We start from the raw sequence: 25239 nt of genomic DNA, 5'->3' as shown, positions 1-25239 counted from the left end.
GCAGGACTGTAGCTTCGGCTCTAAACTCTGCTTTAACATACTAATAATTTCATATTGAAAATATCATAAACTATATATTGTTTTAATATTTTTATAATACTTTATAATAATTAAAAATATTTCGGATTATTTTATGACTGAAGAATTAAAAACAAAAATACAAAAACTAATAGAAGAAAAACATTTTGAAGAAGCTATAAAGCTATGCGATGAAGCCATTGAAAAAGATGATAAAGATGAGGATGCATATTTTTTTAATGGAGTATCTTTTCTTGAATTAAAACAATATGATGATGCAATATACAATTTCAATAAAGTAATAGAACTAGATCCAAAAGATGAAGAATCATATTATAACATTGGTAATTGTCAATTTGATTTAAAAAATTATAAAGAAGCTATAAAATATTTTAATAAAGTTATAGAACTAAATTCAAATAATAAAAAAGCTTATATTAATAGAGGTTTAGTAAAATCAAATTTAGAAATGTACGAAGAAGCCATAGATGACTATACTAAGGTTATAGAGTTAAATCCAAATAATGAAAAAGCTTATTTTAATAGAGGTTTAGCAAAATCAAATTTAGAAATGTATGATGAAGCTATACATGATTACATTAATGTTATAGAACTAAATCCAAATAATAAAATGGCTTACATCAATATAGGTTTTGCAAAATCATATTTAAAAATGTATGAGGAAGCTATATATTATTTCAATAAATTTATGGAATTAGATCCAAATAATAAAATGGCTTACATCAATATAGGTTTTGCAAAATCAAATTTGAAAATGTATGAGGAAGCTATATATTATTTTAATAAATCTATAGAATTAGATCCAAATAACGAAATAGCTTATATTAATAGAGGTTTTGCAAAATCAAATTTGAAAATGTATGAGGAAGCTATATATTATTTTAATAAATCTATAGAATTAGATCCAAATAACGAAATAGCTTATATTAATAGAGGTTTTGCAAAATTAAATTTAAAAAGATACGAAGAAGCTATAAATGATTTTTGTAAAGTCACAGAATTAAATAATAAAAATGAATATGTATATTTGCCAATAGTTTTTATTCAAATTAGTTTAAAAAAATATAGTGAATCTATCACTTATATTAATAAAGCCATAGAATTAAATAATAATAGATATTGGTACTACTTAAGATTTCTATCTAAAATAAATTTAGGTGAATATAATGAAGCTATAAACGATATAAATAATTTTATACAATTAGATAAAAAAAATCTAAAAATACCATATATAATATTGATATTTCAAACATTAGAAAAATATTATAGTATAGATAAATTATTTATATTATTAACTGATATTAATAATGATAATTTATGGGAAAATGAATCAATAATAAATTTAATTTCTCGCTTTGATGAGAGCAAAAATTTTAATGATAAGCTTAAAGAAAATATAAAATATCTTTTATTATACGAATATTTTTTACTTAAAATTTTAACTTTTGATACTGAAGAAGAAAATAATATAGAAATATCTCATTATACATCTTTGAATATTCTTACTTTATTATTAAATCCTAAAGAAGAAAAAACAGATAATAAAGAGAATACAAAAGAAAGCGGAAATATAAGAATAAATAATATAACAACTGCTAATGATCCTAAAGAGGGAAAGATTTTAGAAAAAATTTTAAATAAAAATAATATAGATATAAAAATAGAAAATGATGAAAAAGCTTAACATTACAAACATCATATTCAAGAAATAAAGATTCTCTTACGATGTTTAGGCTTTATGGTAAAAAAGAAAATAAAGAAGCTACAGGGATATGTTTAGTTTTAGATAATAAATATTTTAATAATTCATATACTTCTTCTTATTATTATGAATATGAATCAAAAATAAATTATGAAATTATTAATGAATTAAGAAATAGCATAAAAGTTGATGAAAATAAAACTATTAATGATATTTATAATGGAGAAATACCATTTATACAAAAAAGAAATTTATATTGGGTGCTTTATTATAATGAAAAAGAAAATCAGCTTATTTACAATAAAGAAAAATCTAAATATGCAAGCAATATTATTGATTTAAATGATTTGAATAAGCCTAATTATAAAGCAGAGTTAAAAGAAGATGATAAAAAAGAAGATATGATTAAATATGCATTTGCAAAAATATTCCATTATACAGAAGAGATTAAAAAACAAATAGAAGGAAATGAAAATTATAAAAATATTAAAAATCAATTATACAGCTATTTATTTGAAAATATAAAATACATAATAAAACATGAAGCATTCTTTGAAGAACAGGAACTTAGAATGCTTGTAACAAATGATTATAAATCAGATGAGATATTAATTGATAATGACAATAAAAAACTTTATATTGATTATATAAAACTTTTTGATGAAAAGAGTAATTATATAAAAGAAATAATAATAGGCTCTAAAGTAGAAAATAATGAAGCAGTTGCAGAATATATAAGAAAGGTACTTCACTTAAAAAATACAGAGATGAATAAATTAGATAATATAAAAGTGAGCATATCAGAAGCACCTTTAAGATGATTTTTAATTTAAATTTACAAATAAAATAAGTTTATATTGCAAAAACATATTTATATTAAATTGTTATTTCGGCAGAATTTTATACCAACATCATTATTCTCTTTTGCAAGTTTTATAAGGTATTTTTTTATTTTTTCTTTTAATTCATTATCAGCAATTTTATACGCATTTTTAAAATTTTCTAAAGATTCAGATTTTAATTTTTTGTATTCATTTTCTGGAATACTTTCTTTTTGAATGTTAGCAAGTATGTTTTTAATATAGCCTATACTGTTTAAAGCATAAGCATGTTCATTGTCTAATTCTAAAGTTTTATAAAAATATTTTAAGCATTCATTATATATTTCAATAGCTTTCGATATGTTGCCATTATTCCTTTCTATATTAGCAAATTTAGTATTAACAAAACCTATACCATCATAGCTTTCTGCATAGTTACTGTCTAGCTCTATACATTTATTAAAATATATAATAGCTTCATTTAATAATTTTTTAGCTTCTAATATATTATTATTTTTTAATTGAATATTAGCTAATCTAATTTTTGTAATACCAATTTCATTATAAACATCTATATAATTATTATCTAACTCAACAGCTTTATCATAGTCTTTTAGAGCTTCACTATAGTTTTGTAAATTACGTTTAGTATTCCCTCTATTATAATAAGGATTAGGATAAAAAGAATTTAACTCTATTGATTTATCAAAATCTTCAATAGCTCCTTGATAATCTTTTAACTCATTTTTAACTATACCTCTAAAATTATAAGCATAATTATCAAAAGGATTTAATTCTATAGCTTTATCAAAATCTTTAATTGCTTCTTCATATTCTTCCAAATCATTTTTAACAAGTCCTCTATTATAATAACCTTCATATTTAGCATCTAATTCAATACATTTATTATAATCTTTAATAGCTTCCTCATATTCCTTTAATTCTGATTTAACAATTCCTCTCATATTATAATAATATGGATATTTAGGTTTTAATTCTATACATTTATCGAAATCTTTAATAGCTCCCTCACAGTCTCCTAATTTATATTTAGCCTCTCCTCTAGAATAATAATAATCCACATTTTTTGGTTTTAATTCTATACATTTATCATAATCTTTAATTGCATCTTCGTATTCTCCTAATTCATATTTAGCAAGTCCTCTATTATAATAGGCATAATCAGCTTTAGGAAGAGAGGCAATACATATATCATAATCTTTTATAGCTTCCTCATATTCTTCTAAATGAGATTTTGCAAGCCCTCTGTTATTATAAGCTATTCTATGTTTGGGTTTTAATTCAATGCATTTAGTAAAGTCTTTAATAGCTCCCTCATAATCTTCAACATCAATTTTTACAATTCCTCTCATATTAAGATAATTAGTATTATTAGGCTGAAGTTCTATAGCTTTATCATAATATTCTATAGCCTCTTTATATTTTTCTTCTTTTTCCAAAGCTAATGCTTTTTTATAAAATTCTTTTGCCTGTTCTTTACTTTCATCTTTCATAAATTATCCTAAAAATATGGCATTATTATATAATTATAATATATTAAAAAAGAAAATTCTATAATTTTCATTATGTAAATATTTGCTTTTATGGTAAAATTGAAATTAAACGTATTATATTTTTATTAAGGAATATTTATGTCATCAGAATTGAGTTATGAAAAATTAGAACTTATTTATGATACTATGGAAAAAATTTATAATAAAGAAATTAAAGGTGTAGACGGACTTCAAATGCTTGAAAATAAAGTATCTGAATATCCGTATAATTCTTATGCAAGACTTTATGACACTTTTAGAAAAATAAAAGACGGCAACGGCTTTGATAAATTGCTGGGCTTTCAATTTTATAATTTCTTTATGAATAAAATTGCACAAAAAAATAACATAGAAGAATTAAATAAGGCATTAAAAGCAAGCAAAGAATACATTATATATAGAAATTTAAAACAATCAAAAATAATAGATTTATGCAAAGATTTATCAGCAAAATACAAATCAGAAATTTCTTTTGATGAATTTGAATATAGTAAAAATAAAGACGAAAAAACAGATGATGAAGAAATTACACACACTAATGATAAATCGTATAATTCTTACACAAAAAATGATTTTCTTAATGAAGTTTTTATATCAGAAGAAAAATACAACACTATTTGTAATTTATTAAATAGAAAGAAGAATATTATTTTTCAAGGCTCACCAGGAGTGGGAAAAACTTTTATGGCTAAAAAACTTGCTTATTCGATTATAGGCGAAGCTGATGATGATAAAATAAAAATGGTTCAGTTTCATGAAAGTTATTCTTATGAAGATTTTATTATCGGATACAAACCTAATGATAAAAACTTTGAATTAAAAAACGGTGTGTTTTATGATTTTTGTCAGAAAGCTGCATCAGATATGGATAATAAGTATTTCTTTATAATAGATGAGATTAACCGCGGAAACATTTCTAAAATTTTCGGTGAGCTTTTAATGCTTATAGAATCAGATAACAGAGATGCAGAAATTATACTCTCTTACAATAATGAAAGTTTTACAGTGCCTAATAATTTATATATTATTGGTATGATGAACACTGCAGACAGAAGTATTGCTGTTATTGATTATGCATTAAGAAGGAGATTTTGTTTTATAGATATTGAACCTGCTTTTGAAAATGAAAAGTTTAAAATATACTTAAAAAATCAAAATGTAAATGATAATCTTATAAATAAAATAATTAGAAAATTTACTGATTTAAATAATATTATAAAAAGCGACAGAACTCTCGGCAAAGGCTATACTATAGGACATAGTTATTTTTGCGATAAATTAGATGATGAGGAATACAAAAATATTATAGAATATGAGATAGCTCCTACATTAAGAGAGTATTGGTTTGATAACGAGGATAAAGCAGAAAAGGAAATAAAAAAGTTATTAGATTAAAAAATGAATAACAATATAAAAATACCTATTAAAAATATATACTACATGCTATCTTATACTTGGAATGTTTGGAATATCATTGATGAAGATAATAAAAAAGAAATTTTCGGTGATGAAAAGTTTGATAATATTTATAATGTTATGGCTTATATTCTCAATATGTTTTTAGATAAATTAATTAAAAGAGGTTTTTATAAAGGATATATCACTTTAGAAGAAGATTTATCTGTATTAAAAGGAAAAATCAACTTTTCTAAATCTATAAAAAGAAATACTATTAATTATAAAAAATTAGTATGCAGTTATAATATTCTCTCTAATGATATACTTTTTAACCAAATAATAAAATCCACTTTAAACAAACTTATAAATTATCAAAATATAGATAATGATATTCTTGAAAAACTAATAAGATTAAATCATTACTTTATAAAAATAAAAAATATAAATGTTAATAATGCCACTTTCAAATCATTAAAGTACAATAAAAATAATATGCATTACAAAATTATAATTAATATTTGCAAATTCATACATAAACATTTAGTAGTTAATAAAAATACTGATGAATATTCATTTATTGATTTTAATGAAGAAAAAAGAATGCATATACTTTATGAGAAATTTGTTTTAAACTTTTATAAAATGCATTTTAGAAATAATAAAAATATAAAAGTAAAAAATAAATCTATTAAGTGGCAGATAAATAATAATGAATATATACCTATAATGAAAACTGATACTATGATTTATAATAAAGAAAAATGTTTAATAATAGATACAAAATTTTATAAAAATATATTAATAAAAAATAATGATAAGATATCAATAAGAAGTTCGCATCTATATCAAATGTTTTCTTATATGAGTAATGTTAATAAAAAATTTAAAACTATAAAAGGTGTTTTGCTTTATCCTTTATGTAGTGATAATATTAACAAAGAATATAAAATACAAGATAAATATTTTGCAATTAATACTATAAATTTAAATAATGATTTTAAATCAATAAAGCAGCAATTAATTAATATTGTAAATAATTTTAATTAAGGTCTGCATACTTTACAAGCTTCATAGCCCATTGATTTGGCTTTGCTTAATGAAATGGCTTTTGTATTTGAATTTTTTGTTGTTCTGCAGTATTCTCTATGATATTTTTTACCTTTTTCTGTAATATAAACTGTTTTATCCTGAGAATATGATAGAGATGAAATTAATAATAGTAATAATAAAGGTTTAAAAATCCTCATAAATATTTATCCTATGATTATGATTTTTAATACTATAATAATGTTAATTTTTATAAACCTTATATAAGATGTTTTTACATAAAAAAATAGATTTCTAAGGAACTTTTTATTGTATAATTCGTCTAATAAAGCAAATAAAACATTTAATTAAAAGAGGGTTATTATGAAACGCATTTTTGGTATTATTTTATTTATAGTTATATTATCAGTATCTGTATACGCTAAAGAAATATAATTGGAAAGATTATGACGGAACATGCAATTATGAATATTTTATTTATAATGAGGCAGGATTAACACAAGCTCAATTAGCAGAAGTTATGAAATTAAAAAGTGAGTATCAATCAAGATTTCATGATTTAAAACAAAAAATCTATTTAGAAAAAACTAAAATGGATTTGGAGATGTCTAAGGAAAATTCTGATCCTAATGTTATAAGTAATTCTATGAATTTAAATATTCAGTATTCAAAAGAGCTTCAGGATTTAGCAGATGAATTTTTAGCAAAATATAATGATATAAAAAATAATAAATAATTATTGTTAAATAAAAATAGAGATGTAATTAATTTTATATCTCTATTTTTATTTTAACAAATAAAATAATAAATATTCCCATTTTTATTTTTTATATTTTCCAAGATAAAACTAGTTTTATTATGCATTCTTACACAATCAAATATTACAGTATTTCCTCTATGATCAATAATATCTTCTTCTTTACATTTACTGCATCCTACTGACATGCTCTTAGGACAGAAAGCAAAGTTCATAGCAGGAATAAAACCTTCTTTTACAGATAAAGTATGCTTTAAATTTTTACCTGCTTCAATTGATGATATAACAGTGTCAATTCCTAATTTATATAAAAGGTTCACACTGTAATTATTAATTGCATTAAGCCCAATGCCTGCCCATAATACAGCTTTTCCTTTTAATGCTTCAATATGTCCTAAGTTATTGCATATTACTATCATACCATTTGTTTTTTCTACTATGCTTTTTATTATTTCAATATCTTTATCGAATGTAACATGGGGCAGGAGTATTCCGTCTATTTTTTTATTTTTAAAAAGCTTAATTATATTTTCATCATAAACATTTGGAAATAATATTTTTTTATCATAATGAATATCAGAATATAAATTAATTTTTTCTTCACTGCCAGCAATCAAAACTTTTATATCAGTGTTTGGATAATTAATATTTTTTTCACAATCTTTATTATAATTAATTTTTTTAGACTGCATTAAAATATTTTCAAGTTTTTCGATTAGGCATCTTCTAGCTTCATTTAAAATTTTAACAGGTATAAAAGGATTTTTGAATTTTTCTTCAATATTAATATTATTAATATTTTCAAATTCAAATACAGTGCCTCCTGTTTTTGAAAGAGAATTAAAAATATCTTCTTTAGTTGTTGCTTTAGTTTTAGCTTCTTGAATTATATAATCGCTTATATATTCTATATTGTTTAGCCTATCATCATATTTGCTATTGACTGTTAATTTTATTTTTTTATTACCATTAATATCATTAAATCCAATTATACAATTTAAATCTAGCAAATGTTTAAAATGATCGCTTTCAATTATTTTGTCTGCCTCGTCCATTTGTAATTTATCAGTGGTTCTATAAACTTCATCTCCAATATTCACATTTTTTAAAACAGCTGAAAAACTTAAATTTCCTTTCGCTCTTTTTACTCTTACATTATCTTTATATAAATCAGAAATCTGCATTCCTACCTTTCCGCTTTCACCAAATGAAAGTCCGTCATAAACATTCAATTCTTTATCAGCTTTTACATATATTTTATTTTTCTTATATGCTGTAACTTCTCCTATATACTCACCATCATGGCTAGGCTTATAATTTTCAAAAATATCTTTTGAATTATAATAATAACCTTGAGAAAATCCTCCTCTGTTAAAAATCTTCATTAAACTTTCTCTATATTTTTCAATAGGTATATCCTTATTTTCCAAAGCCAAATCAATAGCATGCCTATATATTGAAGTAGTAACAGCAACGTATTCGCTTCTTTTAGCACGTCCTTCAATTTTAAAAGAAGTTATTCCGCTTTCAAGTAAATTTGGAATTATATCAATAGTCATTAAATCTTTTGTACTCAAAGGATAATCTGTTTTTCCTCCAGTGTATTCCATTCTGCAAGGCTGAGCACAAGCTCCTCGATTTGCACTTCTTCCTCCATGCAAATAAGAATAAGCACATTGACCTGAAAAACTTACGCATAAAGCTCCATGAACAAAAGTTTCAAGTTCTATATCCGTATTATCTCTGATATATTTTATATTCTCTAAACTCATTTCACGTGCCAACACTACCCTATCAATACCAATACTTTTAAGAAGTTTTACACTGTCTAAATTATTACAAGACATCTGTGTGCTTGCATGCATAGCAATATTTAAATTATTTCTAACAATATCAATAATACCTAAGTCCTGAACTATAATGGCATCAGCTCCCAAATCAGAAACGCTTTTTATTAATGGAAGCACTTTATCAATTTCATCATTATAAACTAAAGTATTAACTGTAATATAAACATTCACATTTCTTAATTTTGCGAATTTTATATTTTCTTCAAGTACCTTTTCATCGAAGTTTTCAGCTGCCCCTACCCTAGCATTAAAACTTTTAGTACCAAAATACACAGCATCAGCTCCAGCATTAACAGCGGCCTTTAATCCTCTTTCATCTCCGACAGGTGCTAGCAGTTCTATTTTTTTGTTTTGTGTTTTTATATTCAATTTGTTTTCCATTTATTTTAATTAATATTTAAACTATAGCATATAAGAAAATGAATTCAAGTGCTGAATAATTTTTTGATATAACAATGCAAAAGAAATTAAAAATAAAAAAGGAAAGTTTTTAATTAAAACCTTCCTTTTTATAATTTATAATTAAACAAACCTTTTACTTACATCATTGTTTATTTTGATATTATTTTTTCTTACCTTGATTTGCAACAGCTTCCATAGCTTTTTTAACAGCCTCAGGATCTCCTAAATATTGTTTATTAACTGCTTTGAAATTGTCATCAAGTTCATAAACTAAAGGCATACCTGTTGGAATATTTAACTCTGTAATATCAGCATCAGAAATATTATCTAAATATTTAACCAATGCTCTTAAACTATTACCATGAGCAGCTATTATTATTTTTTTACCAGCTTTTATATCTGGAAGTATAACATTTTCCCAAAAAGGCACAACTCTTGCAACTGTATCTTTCAAACATTCAGTTAAAGGCAATTCTTTTTCTGATAAATTTTTATATCTTGGATCATGTCCTGGATATCTTTCATCAGATTTTTCTAATGCTGGAGGAGGAGTATCATAGCTTCTTCTCCATATTTTTACTTGATCTTCTCCGTACTTTTCAGCAGTTTGAGATTTATTTAATCCTTGTAATGCTCCGTAATGTCTTTCATTTAATTGCCAGCATTTTTCTACAGGTATCCATAAAAGTCCCATTTCTTCTAAAACCAAATTCAAAGTTTTTATAGCACGTGTAAGAGTAGAAGTATATGCTTTATCAAAAGTAAATCCTGCTTTTTTTAATTCTGCTCCGCCTGCTTTAGCTTCTTCTATTCCTTTTTCAGATAATGTAACATCAGCCCATCCAGTAAATAAATTTTCTTTATTCCAAACACTCTCACCATGACGTATTAAAACAACTTTAGTCATTTTTAAAACTCCTTATAATAAGATTAAGTTCTATTATATACTAAAATAATAAAAAAGTTAAACAAAAAATCTAATGTTTTATATCAAACATTTAATTAATAAAAAATACCATTTAAATAAAAAAACAAGACTGTAAAATATATTACAGTCTTGTTTATTGTTTTATAATCTTAAATTATTTTAATTAGAATGAAGCAAATCCGTCATCAGTCATTTCACTTGGAGTAGAAGAATAAGTAGTTCCAAATTCTTCATTTTTTACAGTTTTATTATCCTGCTGTATCATCATTTTTTCCTCAGCTCTTGATTTTTCAACAGATGGAGGTACTTTTAACTCTTTCTTTTTAGGTTCAGTTTTTTCTATTTTTATTTCTGTATTTCTTTTTACCTCAGTTTCTTTTTTAATTTCTGTATCTTTTTTTATTTCTACTTCTTTTTTAACTTCCTGTTTTTTATTCTTTTTAGGTTCTGCTATCAAATCAGAAGGATTTAATTTAAAGAAACTTACAGCTTCCTGAAGCAAATGTGCCTGACTAAGCAGAGATTCTGATGTATCTGTACTCTCTTGAACAAGGGATGCATTATGCTGAGTTACAGTATCCATTTCTGCAACAGCCCTATTAACCTGATCAACCCCTACCTGCTGTTCCATCGCTGTAGCACTTATGTCCTGCATAATTTTAGCAGTATCCTCTATTTTTTGCTGAATATCTATAAATATATCCTGAGACTGACGTGCTGTATCTGTGGCTTTATTAATTTTTTCATTAGTATTATCAACTAATGCAGTAATATCTTTAACAGATGACTGAGTTGTCTGTGCCAAATTTCTAACTTCGCTCGCTACAACAGCAAAACCTTTACCCTGTTCTCCTGCTCTTGCAGCCTCAACTGCCGCATTAAGAGCAAGTATATTAGTTTGAAATGCAATATCCTCAATTATTTTTGTTATATTCTTAATTTTAGCACTAGCCTCATAAACTTCTTCTATATTTATCGTAGTCTCAGCTATAATTTTTCCAGCACTTTCTACGGCCTCTCTTGATGCTATCATCATATTATTTCCAGCAACCGCATGTTCGGTTGAAGATTTTATTGTAGAAGCCATCTCTTCCATAGAGCTTGCTGTTTCCTCCAAACTTGCAGCCTGAGATTCTGTTCTTCTGGATAAATCTGTATTTCCATGTGCTAATTCTTGAGCAGCTTTAACTATATTATTTGAGGCCGTATTAACTTCTGTAATAGTTTCTACAAGTTTATTACGCATACTTACAAAAGATCTTGATAAAACTCCTATCTCATCTTTTCTAGGTTTGATACGCTGTTCTGTCTTAGTTAAATCTCCGCGTTCTATCTCTTGTGCCTCTTCTACAACTATTTCAAGAGGTTTAGTGATAGTTCCTATAAATAAACTTACAAATACTGCAAGAACTATTATAGATATTACCCCTATTATTATGCTTGCTATTATTAATTTCAAATTCTGTTCATATATTTCATAATTCATCATAGCAAGCGCTATTATCCAAGGCTGTGTTTTCATTTTATAATAAGCAGCTGTTCTTTCCTGACCATTTACATCATAAGTTATTATTCCTGAATTACTTCCGCTTGTAAAAGCTTGTTTATATATAGGATTAATTTTCATCACAGCTATATTTTCATATAAAGAATCCATTATATTATACAAATCAGAACTTGTTATAAATAAACCTCCTGTTTTACCCAAATCTATATTTGAAAAATGTGTTTGATGCAAAATAGCCCAATCAAGAAGAACATATATATATCCTATATTCTGATTATTTTCATTTTTAACTATTTTTAAGGCAGGCATAGACCATTTACCTGTTATATCCGATTGAAGTAATCTATCACCATAAACAACCTCATCAGAATTAGATGAAGTAATCCTTGTCCAAGCCATAGGAATATAGTCTTTTAAATTTCTTCCAATTAATTCCTGAGAAACAGAATCACTTATTATATTCCCATTAATATCAGCTATCCCCATATTAATTATATAAAGATTGCTGTTTTTAAAATTTTTTATAGTACTTGATAATAATTCTAAACTTGTTGTTTCATTACCTTGCAAATATCTAATAATTACAGGAGTTACAGAATATGTATTTATAAGAGATGTTTCTAGCCCAAACCAAGTATCCAATACTGAAGCATATCCTGCTATTGTACTGTTAAATCCTCCTAGTCTACTTACACTTATACCTTTACTAGCTATTCTTATAGAAGATATAAGCATTGTTACTATTATAACAACAACTATACAACATATAACAAAAGGCATTCTAAATGCTAAACTGTTTATTTTTTTCATATATACTATATCTCCAAATAAAAAGAAAATATTGAATTAATTTTTTAAATATGCTTGTTTTTAATATATTATAAATTCGGCTTTTATGCAATATATATAGGAAAAATATAAAAAACTATAGAGTTATATACATATATAATTCTATAGTTTTTTATAAATTAGTTAAATATGTATTATTTATATGATTTTTGTAATACAGTTAATACTTCTTCATCAGTAAAATTATGAGGATCTATTTCAAACAATCCGCCCATAGCAAATTTGGCATTTTTAGCTATATCAGGCAAATCTTCTTTTTTCATGCCATAATCTGATAGTTTTAAATTATCAACTCCGCACGCTTTTTGCAAATCAACTAAAGCATCAACAAAATCCATAGCCTTATTGGCATCTTTTTTACCTAAAGCCTTAGCCATATTTATCATTTTTTCATCGCAGTCATGAGCATTGGCAATTACTGTATAATATTCCTTGCTAATAATGATAAGTCCTGCACCATGCTCAAGATTAGGATAATAAGCACTTAAAGCATGTTCTATAGAATGCTCAGCCGTACAGCTTGAAGTACTTTCTACTATACCTGATAAAGTATTTGCCATAGCAACATTTTCTCTAGCTTCCATATTATTTCCGTCTTTAACAGCATCAGCTAAACTTTTTCCTATAAGCTCTATTGCTTTTAATGCAAATAAATCACTCATATCGCTTGCTATTTTATTAATATATCCTTCTGTACTATGGAATAATGCATCAAAACCTTGATAAGCTGTAAGTTTTGGAGGAACAGTTTTCATAAGTTCAGGATCTACTATAGAAAGATAAGGATAAGTTTTTTCATAACCGAAACCTATTTTTTCTTTTCCATTAGTAATAACAGTCCAAGGATCTGCTTCTGTACCAGTTCCAGCTGTAGTAGTTATTGCAACAACAGGAAGAGGATCATTAGGAACAGGTTTCCCTTTTCCTGTACCTCCAAATATATAATCCCAATAATCTCCTTCATTAGTAGCCATTACAGCAATAGATTTTGAAGAATCTATACTGCTTCCTCCTCCTATACCTATAACAAAATCACAATTTTCTTTTTTTGCTAAAGCAGCTCCTTCCATCACATGATCTTTTATAGGATTTGGAAGTATTTTATCAAACAAAACATAAGCTACCATTGCTTTATCCAATTCATCCTGAAGTCTTTTTAAATAACCGTATTTTTTTATGGAAGTACCGCCTGTTACAATCAATGCTTTTTTACCAGGTAATTTCTGCTTATGTAATTTGTTTAAAGAACCATTGCCGAATATAACCTTACTAGGCATATAAAAATTAAAATTCATAATTGCTACCCCTTCAATATAATATTATGTTTACTATTATACAACTCTATAATTTTTAAATCAAATTATAATTTTTAAATATTGATAAAACTTTAATATGAAGAATATATAAATAAAGAAATATATTTTTATTGAAATTAAGTTATATTGCCGCAATACTTATTATAAAATATTACGGCAATATTTAATTGATAGTTATTATTTTTTATTCTACAGGAATATATCCATTTTCTTCTACTATTTGTTTTCCTATATCGCTGAATACATAATCAACAAAAGCACTTTCACTTTCAGAAAGCTCCGAATTTTTAATAAACATTAAAGGTCTTTGTATTTTATATTGACCATTTAAAATATTTTCTTTGGTAGGTTCTACTCCATCAACTTTGAAAGCAAATAAATTTTCTTTATTCTGATTATAAACACCATAAGAAGCATAACCTATAGCATTTTCATTTTCCACTATTTTTGTTCCTAATGCTCCCATAGAAGGAGATTGTATAGCATTAGGAGATATTTGAGTTTCTCCCATTATAGACTCTTGGAAAACCTCATAAGCACCGCCGCTTAAATCTCTAATTATAACTACTATTTCTTTTTGAGGCAAAGAAGCATCTACATCGCTCCAATATTTATATTCGCCTGAAAATATTTTTCTAATAGTATCAGAATCTAAATTATCTTTAATTTTTGTTATTGGATTTTTAGCATTAACTGAAACTGTCAAAGCATCGGAGGCCACTAAAAATTCTTTATAATTTGTCATTTGAGATTTTTCATTATCTCTTATTTTTCTAGCCAACATTCCAAAACTTGCTGTATTATCTAATATGCTTTTTACACCGGCACCGGAACCTGCTGATGATACATATATAGATATTTTTTCATTAGGAAGATTAGAAGATACTTTATCCCATGTAACATATTCTTCCATAAATTTATTACCTATAGAAGCCATGACAGGAGCTAAAGAAGAAGATCCGTCAAAAGAAATCTCTGCTTTAAAACCTGTATTATCAGAAGGCGATGATTGAGATGCGTTATCTGTTTTGCTTGAATTACAGCTGTACAATAAAGCTATAATAGAGAATAAAAAGTATAATTTTTTCATAGTACTATCCTTTAATATTTTGTAATAAAAAATAATTTAACATGTTAAAATATAAAGTCAACAAATTAAACAGTTAAAAATTATAACATACCCCACCCTATAGATTTTATGATTTTAATTATAATACAAATTTTATTTAATATTTTGAATCTCAATAAAAAAAGCATACCCGCCCTAGTTTTTGTTAAGTTTCTAATTTCAATTAACGCACGGTTAACAAAATTTCTAATTTAATAATATTTAAATTGCATACATTATATATATTTAAAATTTTATTCTGCGTGCGGTAAAGAAAAAATAAAAAACTATAAGAGATAATGCATTCATTATAGATTTTCTATAATCAAATTTTCACTCAATTAAATCACTTTGCTTTTATATATTTTTTATTAAATTAGTATTGACTTTTTTGAATAATATTTAGTATAATCAAAATATAAACAGCGGATATAATGCTGAACTGCTAACCGCAATTACCAATTTGTTGACAGCTATAATAATTGCGGTTACGACTTTTAAAAATAAGAAATAATTCTTAATACAACCAAAGGGGAGTGAGTCCGCAACCCGCTTCCTTCAGATATTATAAGACATAGATATAAAGGAGTCAAGCATGTTAGAAAAAATTACTTGTATAATATCCATAAGTGCTTTATGTATAAGCATATTCAATTTAATAATGGTGTTAACAGTATGAAAAAAAAGTAACAGTAAAATAAAGGCAGTAAAAGAGAAAGCACCGTAAGACCTATCAGAGATATTAATAAAGTAAAATGAATAGCATAATATAACTTGCATGATGATGTAGAAAAGGGACAGAAATTAATTTATCAGCTAGTCAGTATATGGCTATGATACATAAAGAATATATAAATAAGTAAAGCAGTCTCAGCATATAATAAGTGCTGCTATAATTTGTATTATTGCAGCACTATTTTTATTCAATATGTAAAAATATAACTATCTAAATAGAAAGGTTTTTACTTATACAAAATTATTTTTTTCTTTTAAATATTCCGTTAAATCCGTATTTTTTATTCTCATTATGATTATAAGGTACTTCTATAAGAAATAAAGTATCATTATCTATTATAAACATCATAATTCTATATTTGGCAGCCCATCCATACAAGAATACAAATTTGTTTTTACAAAATAAACATCTAAAACCAAATGAATATTCACCTCCCATATCATTTTTTATTGATTCTTCTATAAATTTGTTTAATTTAGAAGAACTGGATTTAAAATAACAATTGTTTTTATTATTATCTTCATCTAAGTAATTATCCATATAACTTTCTAATTCTGAAAAATACGTGCTATAAGGATATGAATAGTATTCGATAAATTTTTCTTTTGATAAAGTAAATGATATTGATTTATTTTCTGATTCAAATGCAGCTAGAAAACTTTCTAATGAAATTTTGCTGATAGAATTATATATATATCATCATCTAATAATATTGCTATAGGTTCTGCTCCATGTTGTTCATATACATCATCTGCTTCATTTTTATTAACAGCAAATGCTCTCCATAATCAGGTTCATATCCTACTAGCAAAGGTGTTACATACAAAATATTATTTTCAATTATAGATAAATAATAATTTGTAATTTTTTCATACTTACCTTCTTCATAATTATGTCTTTCTACAATATTATATAAATAAAATTGATTATCATTTTTAGCACTATCAAAATAGTATAATATTTCTCCAGATTCAGATAAAATATTGGTATTTTTATCTATTTTATATATAGGATCATTACCTGAATAATGTTCAAAATATTTAAGAATAACTTTACCTTCAAATAATTTAAAAAACTTTTCTTTTCCTTCCTGTGCATTTAAAACACTAACTGAAATAATAAATATAATAAATAACTTTTTCATAAATAATACTCCTAAAAATTAAGCTCCGTATTTTTCAAGCAATTCAATAATATCCTCTCTGCCTTCAGAAGCTGCAACCATTAAAGCATTTTTACCATAATAATTTTTTGCATATAATCAGCACCTCCCTCTAAAAGTGCCTCAATTACTTTGATATCTACCTTATAACTGCTATATCTGTATCCTCTATCTTTACTAATACACCAAGTTAATATATTCTCTCTTTTATTTTCAAGCTCTTCATTTACATCAATACCTGAACTCAAAAGTAATTTTACCATCTCAGCATCATTATTCTCTACAGCCACCATCAAAGGATTATTATGCTCATATTCTCCATAAACATTAAGATCAGCTCCTGCCTCTATTAATATCTTAACAGTATTTATATTTTTACTTCTTACAGCATACAAAATTAAATAATCATAATATCGTTCAGGACTATTATCAGAACCTGCATAGTCTGCCTCTTTATAATTTACATCCGCTCCATTTTTAACTAATTCTTTTACAACTTCAGGACTTCCTCCAGCTTTAACTGTTTCATATAAAGCCTCATCAAATCCATTAGCTCCTGACTTTATAAGTTCACGAATTATTTCAATATTACCTTTTTTAGATGCATAAGTTAGATAATAATTAGCTTTTGCTCCTTTTTTTAAAAATTCTTTTACTCTGTTAATATCATTTTTATATATAGAATAAAATAAAAAATCAGTAGGGTTAGCACCTTTACTTAACAAATATTCAATAATATCATTTCTGCCGCTATTAAGAGCAAAAAAAGCAGCATCAATTTGCCCGCCTCCATAATAAGTTACATCCGCACCGAATTTCATTAATTCTTTTACTAAATCTAAATTACCGCTTTTCACTGCATATATCAAAGCACTAAATTTTTTCATCTACTATATTAACATCAGTGCCTGTTCTTATTAATTTTTTAGCAGCTTCTAAATTTCCATTTTTACAAGCTTCTATTAATGCTTTTTCATCATCATTATATTGAGTAAAAGCCAATGAATTAAATAAAGTAAATGAAAAAATAATTATTGTTAATATTTTAAAAATTCTCATAAAATAACCCCTTTGACTATAAAATATTTTTTACTATATGTAAATATACATAAAAATCAGCAAGAAAATATGTTTAAACCATATAAATACGTAAACAATTATAAGTGCCCGCCCTTTATATTTTTTATTTTATCTGGTATTTCTGTATTACTTTTTTTAAAATCTCAACAGTTGTTTTAGCTGCCCACACATAGTGTTATTTAAACTTATAGCCACATAACCGCATGCAGAATGAGTCTAAAAATATAGATTTGTTTGAAATTCAAATTAAATAATATTATAAAATTGATTAACCGTGCGTTAAAGAGATTCTAAATTTAATAAACACTTGGGCGGGTGCTTTAATTTCTAATTCAAACTATAAAAATAAACATGATCATATTGTAAGTGGAAGTTATAAATTTTAAAGGGCGGGGTTTTAAAATAAATTTTTAAGATTGAATTTCAATAAAAAAATATACCCCACAGGGCTTTAATATAAAAACTTGAAAAAAATAATCTTTATAATATAATAAATAAAAACTTGACTGTAGGATATATTGTTTATGAAATATTTATTAATTTTTTTACTTTCTATAATTATATTTTCTTGTAATACCAAAGAATCAAACAATAATAATACAGATAAAGCAGCTATAAATTTAGATGACAGTATAGATAATAATAATGCAGATAAAGCAGCTATAAATTTAGATGAAAGTACAGATAATAATATAAATAAAACAGAACAATCAAATACAGACGATAAAGATAATAAATCAAATAATTCATCAATAAATACAAATCAAACAGAAGAAACAACATATTATTCATACACAGATAAAGAAATTGTATCTTTTATAGAATCAGGAGATTTGGAAACAATCAAAAAATTAATTGAATCAAAAAGTTTAGATGTTAATTATAACTTAGGGATAGATGAATATTCTAAGTCAACCCCTTTAATACAAGCTATAAAATATAAGCAAACTGATATCATAAATTATTTATTAGAAAATAATGCGGATCTTAATTTAAAAGAAGAACTTACAGGCTTTACTCCTCTTATGGCAAGCTTGCATGATATTACTATAGCAGAGCTTTTAATTGAAAAAGGTGCTGACATTGAAGCAAGTAATGTTGACGGAATTAATGCTTTAGTTTATGCGGCTTCTTTAAATGATGAAGAGATGGTAAAATTTTTACTTGAAAAGGGAGCTGACGCCAATACAGTATGCGAAATAAAAAATGAACATATTGATATATCGCCTAATCCTTTAATGAATGCTGTTTATAACGGAAACACTAATATAATAAATATGTTATTGGAAAATGGTGCTGATATTAATTATACCAATGATTTTGATATGACTCCTTTAATTTATGCTGCTTATAAAGGAAACACTAATATAATAAATACGTTATTAGAAAATGGTGCTGATATTAATTATACCAATGATTATGGAATGACTGCTTTAATGTATGCAGCAAGTTATAATCAATTTGAAGCAGTAAAAATACTTTTAGAAAATAATGCTGATACTTCTATAACTGATGAAGATGGTTATACTGCACTTGATCTGATAAAATCAAAAGATAATAAGGATATAGTTAAGCTTCTTGAAAAATATAATTAATACTTTTTAATATATACCTAAACAAATATATTTTGTCAATTCTAGTTTTTTAAATTTTATTATTTGTGATGGCTTTGCTGCGAAACACACAGACGTGCCATACCCCACTTCTTTTGCGACCAAAGGAAGTACTGCGACTGAAAGGAGTACCTGACGAAATCCACTGTAAGTGTAGGTATGGTATTGCCGCTGTAGCGTGCGGCTGGAAAAAGAACAACATAAAAATTGACAAACTTCAAAATTTTAAGTATAAACTAAAAAACAAATAAAGTTAATATTCAAGTATAAAACAATAAACATAAAGGGCGGGGTTTTAAAATAAATTTTTCTAAGATTGAATTTTAATAAAAATATACCCTATAGGGATTTAATATAAAACTTGAAAAAATACATTTTTATAATATAATAAATAAAAACTTGACTATAGGATATATTATTATGAAATATTTGTTAATTCTTTTTCTATCTACCATAATATTTTCTTGCTCTAACGATAATAATAACGATACTAACAATAATAAAGAACTAAATAATAATGCAGATAAAGTAACTATAAATTTAGATGACAGTACAGATGACATAAATAAAACAAAAGAATTAAAAACTACAGATAATGAAGAAAATAATTCATCAATAAATACAAATCAAACAGAAGAAACAACATACTATTCATACACAGATAAAGAAATTATATCTTTTATAGAATCAGGAGATTTTCAAACAATCAAAAAATTAATTGAATCAAAAAATTTAGATGTTAATTATAATTTAGATATAGATGAATATTCTAAGTCAACACCTTTAATACAAGCTATAAAATATAAACAAACTAATATCATAAATTATTTATTAGAAAATAATGCAGATGTTAATTTAACTTTAGGATATTCTACTCCATTAATAGAAGCTATGTATGATGAAGAACTTGTTCGTAAACTTATAGATTTAGGAGCAGATGTCAATTTACCTGCAGAACTTACAGGCTTTACTCCTCTTATGGCTAGTCTTCATAATATTACTATAACAGAACTTTTAATTGAAAAAGGTGCTGATATTGAAGCAAGGGATGATGACGACATTAATGCTTTAGTTTATGCTTCAACTTATAATAATGAAGAGATGGTAAAATTTTTACTTGAGAAAGGAGCTGACGCCAATACAGTATGCGAAATAGAAAATGAACATATTGATATATCGCCTACTCCTTTAATGAATGCTGCTTATAGAGGGAATACTAATATAATAAATATGTTATTAGAAAATGGTGCTGATATTAATTATACCACTGATTATGGAATAACTGCTTTAATGTATGCAGCAAGTTTTAATCAATTTGAAGCTGCAAAAATACTTTTAGAAAATAATGCTGATACTTCTGTAACTGATGAATATGGCAGGACTGCACTTGATATAGCAAAATCAGAAGATTATAAGAATATAGTTGAGCTTCTTGAAAAATATAATTAATACTTTTTAATATATACCTAAACAAATATACTTTGTAAAAAATAAATTTATATTTTTGTTTTTACATCTGGGGCTTTGCCCTTACGAAGTACACAGCGTGCCATACCCCACTTCTTTTGGTGGCCCAGGCGAAGCCCTCCTCGCTGTGCGTACCGACGAAGTCCACCTGCGGTGGCGGCAGCAACTTTTTGCGGCGGAAAGATGTACAAATAATCTTATATTTTTTTCTAATTTAGTACACTTTTTGCGGATTTGATTGGAGATATAAAAAACGCCCTCAAGAGAGATAAATGTGTCAAGCATAAATCTGTGAGGGCGGTTATTAGCTAAATTAAATAATGTAGAAAAATTGCTCATTTATACTCTCTCTTTAAATAAATTTCTGCTTGACATTTATTAGTATAGTTCATAATACAAAAATAATCAAGTAGAAAAAATAAAGAATGTACAAAAAGAATAAAAAAGTTATAAAGTTTTTAAAAAAGTTGCCATAAGAATTTGACTTTAAATCAGTATAAATATATACTGTATATATAAACATTATTAAAGGTTTTTTAATAAACAACGATAATAATTTAAAGAATTATCATTGTTTTTAGCTTTATAGCTTACCTTTAATAATTTTTATTTTTGGAGCTAAAGGCAATATATGAGTTCACACAATTAAAAAATGAATTTATTGCTTATTGTCATTTAAGTATTTCTAAAGTTACAACATATAATTACTGCTATGCTTTAGAAAAATATTTTTTCAAATACTGTGATGTATCTATAACTGAATTAAAAAAAAGACACATCATTCAAATAATTCTAAAAATCATAAATGAAAAAGGACGCAATATAGCAAAAAATGTAAAAAACGCATTGACTAAATATTTTAATTTTCTTAATGATGTTTATGAGACAGATTTAAATATAAGTATTTTAAATGTCAAAATACCTGAATATGTTGTACAAAATACAAGTACAATCAATTCTAATAAAACATTAGAAATAATAGAACTTATGAAAAAGAAAAAAGGCTTTGCTAATCAAAGAAATATTTTAATGTTTTTAATATTAGCAACAACAGGAATACGCAGAAAAGAAGTTTGCGGAATTAAATTAGATGATATAGATTTTGAAAATAATACAATTTATATCTTAAATGTGAAAGGAAATAAAAAGCCTCGCACAGTTCTTTTAGCACAAATCGTAAAAAACTATTTAAAAGATTATTTAATTGAAAGAAAAAAAAGAGCAGAAAAAAATGTACAAAATCTTTTAATAACTCAATGCGGCAAAGCATGTAAAATAGATAGTATTTCGCATATAGCAAACAGACTATCTAAAAAATATAATATTAATTTTACTCTTCACAGCTTCAGACGAGGCTTAGCAACAGAACTTTACAATGATAATAATATTCAAGTTCAAGACATAGCACTTTTGTTAGGACATAGTAAAATAGATACTACAGTAAAACATTATATAAAAGCTGATAAAAAAAGATTAAATACAGCTTTAGAAAATCATAATTTATTTAAGATTAAAGAAGAAGAACTGAAATGCGTACATTTTAACGATATATTAAAGATGTTTAAAGAAAAAGAAATAAAAGAAAATTAGACAGGTTTCATCGTTTTATATATATTCTCCCCTTGCTGTTAGATTTTTATTTTCTAGCAGCAAGGCTATTTATTAATATTAGTCTGAATGCTATACCAAGCCTCCCATTCGTTTAGTTTGATTAGAGCTTTTTGGTATTCTCTGAATAAATCCTTCTGAGTTTTTATATCTCCTTCATTAATAGAATAATTTTCAGGCGGAGGCGATAAAGGCACTGTAACATATTTTACAGTGCTGCAGCTTATTGAAAATATAAGCAATAATATAATTAATAAGATTTTATTTTTCATTGTTTTTTAGTTTATATATTTGATAATCTATATTTCTTATTTTGTAATCTAAATCAGATAATTCATTATAATAATCTTCATATTTAGAAGCATATTCTTTTATTGCTGTTTTTTCATCTATACATCGTCCTATAAGCATAGATATATCTTTAATTTTTTTTAATACATTTTCTTTTTTTAAAGCTAATAAATAAGCCTTAATACTTAAATCAAGCTCATTATCATCTTTTAGTTTATTAATACATTCATCTAAAGCTATGATATAATTCATTCTACAATCTCCAAAAAATATTTTATTCTTTCATTAGTTATCAAACATTTTATAGGTATATAGAATATTTGAAATATCACAAAGAATATAAACTCAATAATATTAAAAAAATAGAATATAGCTTCTAATAAATTAAGCGGAGTATCTCCTTTAAATAGTTTAATATATTTGAGTATATGCCTATAAAGATTTTTATAACTGATTAATATTATTTTAAGCATTTACTAAACTCCTAAAAAATTAAAAGTTTCATCTCTAATCCTATTCATACACACCCTCAAAATTAATAAATTATTATCATTGATTTTTTTAGCCAAAAACAACAAAACTTTTTTATCTTGGCGGAGAGCGTGCCGCATTATAGTCTTTTATAATTTTATTTAATGTATTTATTTCATTAGAATTATATTCTTTGTCATCAATAAGATTTTCTATTGCCTCACTGCTATTTGTATAAATATTATCTATGTAATTTTTATTAGAAACAAAAGCAATATTTTTTTGAATTACCATATTTGATAATTCAATTTTTGTTGTATATAATTGATTTTCTAAATACTCTATTTTCTTATTTTTGTTTTTAAATTGAAAATAAGTAAAAACTATTATACTTGATATTATAAACAAAATAACAAACACTAAAAAATATTTAGATTTCATAAACTCAAATAATTTGTTTTTTACAAAATTTAATATACAAGTAATGATTATTGACAATTTGTTTTCTCCTTACTTTTCATAGCTTCTTTTATCATTTGAAAGCGATTATTTTTATTTTTTATTAATTCTTTATAATCTTCTAACCATTCGTACAACTGTTTATATTCTTCAGCTCTTAGAGGATCATAATTTTTTAGTAAATTATATTTTTTATTATAATAAGATATTGTCTCATCAAGAGTTTTTATCATCATTATCTCCTGATTTTTCTTTTAATATTTTCTTTTGATCTCCTTTCAGTATTTTTAAAAAACCTCTCAAGTCAGAACCGAAACTAACAGCATTAAGCCCAAGAAGAATAATAACAACAGCTATAGCTTCTTCTTTTGTTACTGTTCTGCCACGCCAAATAAGATTAACTGAAACCCAAACAACACCCAAAATGAAAGTTACTATACTTGTATAAATAGAAACTTTTTTATTCGCATTAGGTTCATTAATAAAATTACGCATACTCATATTTTTAATATCCTTATTTATAATTATTTTTTAGCATATTCAAAAAATTACCTAAAATAAACTCTTTTAATTCTTTAATATCTTTATTTAGTATGCTGTCTTCAATCTCCCTTAAAGCCTCATTAAAATCATTAATATTTTCAAGCTCGCTTTCAATAACTTCTTTATTATTAGAATTAGTTTTTATTGATGAAAGATTTATTTCTTTTCTATTGTTTTCAGCATCTATATGTCTGTTTTTTATATCATCAAATATTCTATTAAGCTCCATATTAAAAAGAAGCATATTCGTATTAAGTATTATTTGAATTTCTTTGTTTTTAAGACTTTTAATTTCACTTTTTTGAAGCAGCTGATTAAAAGCAAGTGTTATATTATCAATATATTTCTGTTTGTATTCAGAATATTTTTGTCCTTCGTATCTGCTTATTCCGTTTTTATAAATAACTTTTCTAAACAGTTTGCGTGTGTAAACTTCCCAATTAATAACTATATATAAAAAAGCTATGTATATTGTTTTGCTTATATATTTGTTTTTTAGATTGTATATTTCTGTTTGATATTTTTTTATAGC

24 protein-coding genes and 1 pseudogene are annotated in these 25239 nt (G+C 25.0%); 7 read left to right on the top strand and 18 right to left on the bottom strand.

The window, feature by feature from the left end:
* The first annotated feature begins 133 nt into the window (after positions 1-133).
* A pseudogene (locus T324_RS16660) lies at positions 134-2562 on the top strand (tetratricopeptide repeat protein).
* 50 nt (positions 2563-2612) lie between these two features.
* On the opposite strand, the gene T324_RS17670 reads toward T324_RS16660, so the two are convergent.
* A complete protein-coding gene (locus T324_RS17670) occupies positions 2613-4076 on the bottom strand; it encodes a tetratricopeptide repeat protein (protein WP_051436783.1) in 1464 nt (487 codons plus the stop codon).
* 138 nt (positions 4077-4214) lie between these two features.
* Between T324_RS17670 and T324_RS0103635 the strand changes: the two genes are divergently transcribed.
* Together T324_RS0103635 and mcrC are read left to right on the top strand one after the other, a co-directional pair.
* Positions 4215-5510 carry an AAA family ATPase gene (locus T324_RS0103635; RefSeq protein WP_028329008.1) on the top strand — a complete coding sequence of 432 codons (1296 nt, stop codon included), beginning with the start codon at positions 4215-4217 and terminating at the stop codon, positions 5508-5510.
* 3 nt (positions 5511-5513) lie between these two features.
* Positions 5514-6560 (top strand): 5-methylcytosine-specific restriction endonuclease system specificity protein McrC, encoded by a 1047-nt coding sequence (gene mcrC, locus T324_RS0103630; protein WP_028329007.1) that lies wholly within the window; start codon positions 5514-5516, stop codon positions 6558-6560.
* On the opposite strand, the gene T324_RS0103625 is transcribed toward mcrC, so the two are convergent.
* The gene (locus T324_RS0103625) at positions 6557-6760 is read right to left on the bottom strand and encodes a hypothetical protein (RefSeq protein WP_028329006.1); all 204 of its coding nucleotides are present in this window, start codon (positions 6758-6760) and stop codon (positions 6557-6559) included. The genes mcrC and T324_RS0103625 overlap by 4 nt on opposite strands.
* Positions 6761-7080: 320 nt before the next feature.
* On the opposite strand from T324_RS0103625, the gene T324_RS18865 reads away from it, so the two are divergent.
* On the top strand, positions 7081-7296 hold the full coding sequence (locus T324_RS18865; protein WP_342664434.1) for a hypothetical protein: 216 nt from the start codon (positions 7081-7083) through the stop codon (positions 7294-7296).
* Positions 7297-7349: 53 nt separating this feature from the next.
* Here T324_RS18865 and T324_RS0103615 read toward each other — a convergent pair whose 3' ends face one another.
* The 9 genes from T324_RS0103615 to T324_RS18390 form a co-directional block, all read right to left on the bottom strand.
* Positions 7350-9548 carry a peptidase U32 family protein gene (locus T324_RS0103615; RefSeq protein ID WP_038374998.1) on the bottom strand — a complete coding sequence of 733 codons (2199 nt, stop codon included), beginning with the start codon at positions 9546-9548 and terminating at the stop codon, positions 7350-7352.
* 181 nt (positions 9549-9729) lie between these two features.
* Positions 9730-10476 (bottom strand): 2,3-diphosphoglycerate-dependent phosphoglycerate mutase, encoded by a 747-nt coding sequence (gene gpmA / locus T324_RS0103610; protein ID WP_028329004.1) that lies wholly within the window; start codon positions 10474-10476, stop codon positions 9730-9732.
* A gap of 184 nt (positions 10477-10660) precedes the next feature.
* Positions 10661-12814: a methyl-accepting chemotaxis protein gene (locus T324_RS0103605; RefSeq protein WP_028329003.1), complete on the bottom strand. Its 2154-nt coding sequence runs from the start codon at positions 12812-12814 to the stop codon at positions 10661-10663.
* Between the two features lie 173 nt (positions 12815-12987).
* On the bottom strand, positions 12988-14148 hold the full coding sequence (locus tag T324_RS0103600) for an iron-containing alcohol dehydrogenase (RefSeq protein ID WP_028329002.1): 1161 nt from the start codon (positions 14146-14148) through the stop codon (positions 12988-12990).
* A gap of 205 nt (positions 14149-14353) precedes the next feature.
* Positions 14354-15259, bottom strand: a complete 906-nt coding sequence (locus T324_RS0103595; protein ID WP_028329001.1) for a phosphate ABC transporter substrate-binding protein — start codon at positions 15257-15259, stop codon at positions 14354-14356.
* Between the two features lie 994 nt (positions 15260-16253).
* Positions 16254-16553, bottom strand: a complete 300-nt coding sequence (locus T324_RS0103585; protein ID WP_028329000.1) for a hypothetical protein — start codon at positions 16551-16553, stop codon at positions 16254-16256.
* Positions 16554-16728: 175 nt separating this feature from the next.
* Complete coding sequence (locus T324_RS0103580) at positions 16729-17157, bottom strand: hypothetical protein (RefSeq protein ID WP_028328999.1); 429 nt, start codon at positions 17155-17157, stop codon at positions 16729-16731.
* 80 nt (positions 17158-17237) lie between these two features.
* A complete protein-coding gene (locus T324_RS16645) occupies positions 17238-18062 on the bottom strand; it encodes an ankyrin repeat domain-containing protein (RefSeq protein ID WP_245580619.1) in 825 nt (274 codons plus the stop codon).
* Positions 18049-18234, bottom strand: coding sequence for an ankyrin repeat domain-containing protein (locus T324_RS18390; protein WP_245580618.1), 186 nt, complete (start codon positions 18232-18234; stop codon positions 18049-18051). The genes T324_RS16645 and T324_RS18390 overlap by 14 nt, the downstream gene beginning before the upstream one ends.
* A 545-nt stretch (positions 18235-18779) precedes the next feature.
* Between T324_RS18390 and T324_RS0103570 the strand changes: the two genes are divergently transcribed.
* The 3 genes from T324_RS0103570 (at position 18780) to T324_RS0103560 (ending at position 22925) form a co-directional block, all read left to right on the top strand.
* Positions 18780-19850, top strand: a complete 1071-nt coding sequence (locus T324_RS0103570) for an ankyrin repeat domain-containing protein (RefSeq protein ID WP_028328998.1) — start codon at positions 18780-18782, stop codon at positions 19848-19850.
* Positions 19851-20288: 438 nt separating this feature from the next.
* Positions 20289-21317 (top strand): ankyrin repeat domain-containing protein, encoded by a 1029-nt coding sequence (locus T324_RS0103565; protein WP_028328997.1) that lies wholly within the window; start codon positions 20289-20291, stop codon positions 21315-21317.
* Positions 21318-21947: 630 nt separating this feature from the next.
* Positions 21948-22925 carry a tyrosine-type recombinase/integrase gene (locus T324_RS0103560; protein ID WP_028328996.1) on the top strand — a complete coding sequence of 326 codons (978 nt, stop codon included), beginning with the start codon at positions 21948-21950 and terminating at the stop codon, positions 22923-22925.
* Between the two features lie 65 nt (positions 22926-22990).
* Here T324_RS0103560 and T324_RS0103555 read toward each other — a convergent pair whose 3' ends face one another.
* From T324_RS0103555 to T324_RS0103525, 7 genes are all read right to left on the bottom strand, one after another.
* Positions 22991-23215: a hypothetical protein gene (locus T324_RS0103555; protein ID WP_028328995.1), complete on the bottom strand. Its 225-nt coding sequence runs from the start codon at positions 23213-23215 to the stop codon at positions 22991-22993.
* Positions 23205-23486 (bottom strand): hypothetical protein, encoded by a 282-nt coding sequence (locus T324_RS0103550; RefSeq protein WP_028328994.1) that lies wholly within the window; start codon positions 23484-23486, stop codon positions 23205-23207. Before T324_RS0103550 ends, T324_RS0103555 begins: the two co-directional genes overlap by 11 nt.
* Positions 23483-23707: a hypothetical protein gene (locus tag T324_RS0103545; RefSeq protein ID WP_028328993.1), complete on the bottom strand. Its 225-nt coding sequence runs from the start codon at positions 23705-23707 to the stop codon at positions 23483-23485. The genes T324_RS0103550 and T324_RS0103545 overlap by 4 nt, the downstream gene beginning before the upstream one ends.
* Positions 23708-23819: 112 nt before the next feature.
* Entirely contained in the window at positions 23820-24203 is a 384-nt protein-coding gene (locus T324_RS0103540; RefSeq protein ID WP_051436782.1) for a hypothetical protein, read from the bottom strand.
* A complete protein-coding gene (locus tag T324_RS0103535; protein ID WP_028328991.1) occupies positions 24194-24397 on the bottom strand; it encodes a hypothetical protein in 204 nt (67 codons plus the stop codon). Before T324_RS0103535 ends, T324_RS0103540 begins: the two co-directional genes overlap by 10 nt.
* Positions 24381-24665, bottom strand: coding sequence for a hypothetical protein (locus T324_RS0103530; RefSeq protein ID WP_028328990.1), 285 nt, complete (start codon positions 24663-24665; stop codon positions 24381-24383). The genes T324_RS0103535 and T324_RS0103530 overlap by 17 nt, the downstream gene beginning before the upstream one ends.
* Before the next feature lie 13 nt (positions 24666-24678).
* On the bottom strand, positions 24679-25239 hold a 561-nt coding region (locus T324_RS0103525), incomplete at its 5' end, for a hypothetical protein (protein ID WP_028328777.1).

Source organism: Brachyspira alvinipulli ATCC 51933 (genome assembly GCF_000518245.1).
GTDB lineage: Bacteria > Spirochaetota > Brachyspiria > Brachyspirales > Brachyspiraceae > Brachyspira > Brachyspira alvinipulli.
The sequence above is the reverse complement of the archived record's forward strand: the minus strand, read 5'-3'. Positions and strand labels throughout refer to the sequence as shown.

Bases quoted from the DNA above. Each gene is read 5' to 3' on its own strand.
- mcrC (WP_028329007.1), top strand. From the start codon at position 5,514: ATGAATAACAATATAAAAATACCTATTAAAAATATATACTACATGCTA.
- T324_RS0103545 (WP_028328993.1), bottom strand. From the start codon at position 23,707: ATGCTTAAAATAATATTAATCAGTTATAAAAATCTTTATAGGCATATA.
- T324_RS18865 (WP_342664434.1), top strand. From the start codon at position 7,081: ATGAAATTAAAAAGTGAGTATCAATCAAGATTTCATGATTTAAAACAA.
- T324_RS0103635 (WP_028329008.1), top strand. From the start codon at position 4,215: ATGTCATCAGAATTGAGTTATGAAAAATTAGAACTTATTTATGATACT.
- T324_RS0103530 (WP_028328990.1), bottom strand. From the start codon at position 24,665: ATGAGTATGCGTAATTTTATTAATGAACCTAATGCGAATAAAAAAGTT.
- T324_RS0103625 (WP_028329006.1), bottom strand. From the start codon at position 6,760: ATGAGGATTTTTAAACCTTTATTATTACTATTATTAATTTCATCTCTA.
- T324_RS0103555 (WP_028328995.1), bottom strand. From the start codon at position 23,215: ATGAAAAATAAAATCTTATTAATTATATTATTGCTTATATTTTCAATA.
- T324_RS0103550 (WP_028328994.1), bottom strand. From the start codon at position 23,486: ATGAATTATATCATAGCTTTAGATGAATGTATTAATAAACTAAAAGAT.
- T324_RS0103565 (WP_028328997.1), top strand. From the start codon at position 20,289: ATGAAATATTTGTTAATTCTTTTTCTATCTACCATAATATTTTCTTGC.
- T324_RS0103570 (WP_028328998.1), top strand. From the start codon at position 18,780: ATGAAATATTTATTAATTTTTTTACTTTCTATAATTATATTTTCTTGT.
- T324_RS0103605 (WP_028329003.1), bottom strand. From the start codon at position 12,814: ATGAAAAAAATAAACAGTTTAGCATTTAGAATGCCTTTTGTTATATGT.
- T324_RS0103585 (WP_028329000.1), bottom strand. From the start codon at position 16,553: ATGGATAATTACTTAGATGAAGATAATAATAAAAACAATTGTTATTTT.
- T324_RS0103535 (WP_028328991.1), bottom strand. From the start codon at position 24,397: ATGATAAAAACTCTTGATGAGACAATATCTTATTATAATAAAAAATAT.
- T324_RS0103580 (WP_028328999.1), bottom strand. From the start codon at position 17,157: ATGAAAAAGTTATTTATTATATTTATTATTTCAGTTAGTGTTTTAAAT.
- T324_RS0103600 (WP_028329002.1), bottom strand. From the start codon at position 14,148: ATGAATTTTAATTTTTATATGCCTAGTAAGGTTATATTCGGCAATGGT.
- T324_RS17670 (WP_051436783.1), bottom strand. From the start codon at position 4,076: ATGAAAGATGAAAGTAAAGAACAGGCAAAAGAATTTTATAAAAAAGCA.
- gpmA (WP_028329004.1), bottom strand. From the start codon at position 10,476: ATGACTAAAGTTGTTTTAATACGTCATGGTGAGAGTGTTTGGAATAAA.
- T324_RS18390 (WP_245580618.1), bottom strand. From the start codon at position 18,234: ATGAGAATTTTTAAAATATTAACAATAATTATTTTTTCATTTACTTTA.
- T324_RS0103615 (WP_038374998.1), bottom strand. From the start codon at position 9,548: ATGGAAAACAAATTGAATATAAAAACACAAAACAAAAAAATAGAACTG.
- T324_RS0103595 (WP_028329001.1), bottom strand. From the start codon at position 15,259: ATGAAAAAATTATACTTTTTATTCTCTATTATAGCTTTATTGTACAGC.
- T324_RS16645 (WP_245580619.1), bottom strand. From the start codon at position 18,062: ATGAAAAAATTTAGTGCTTTGATATATGCAGTGAAAAGCGGTAATTTA.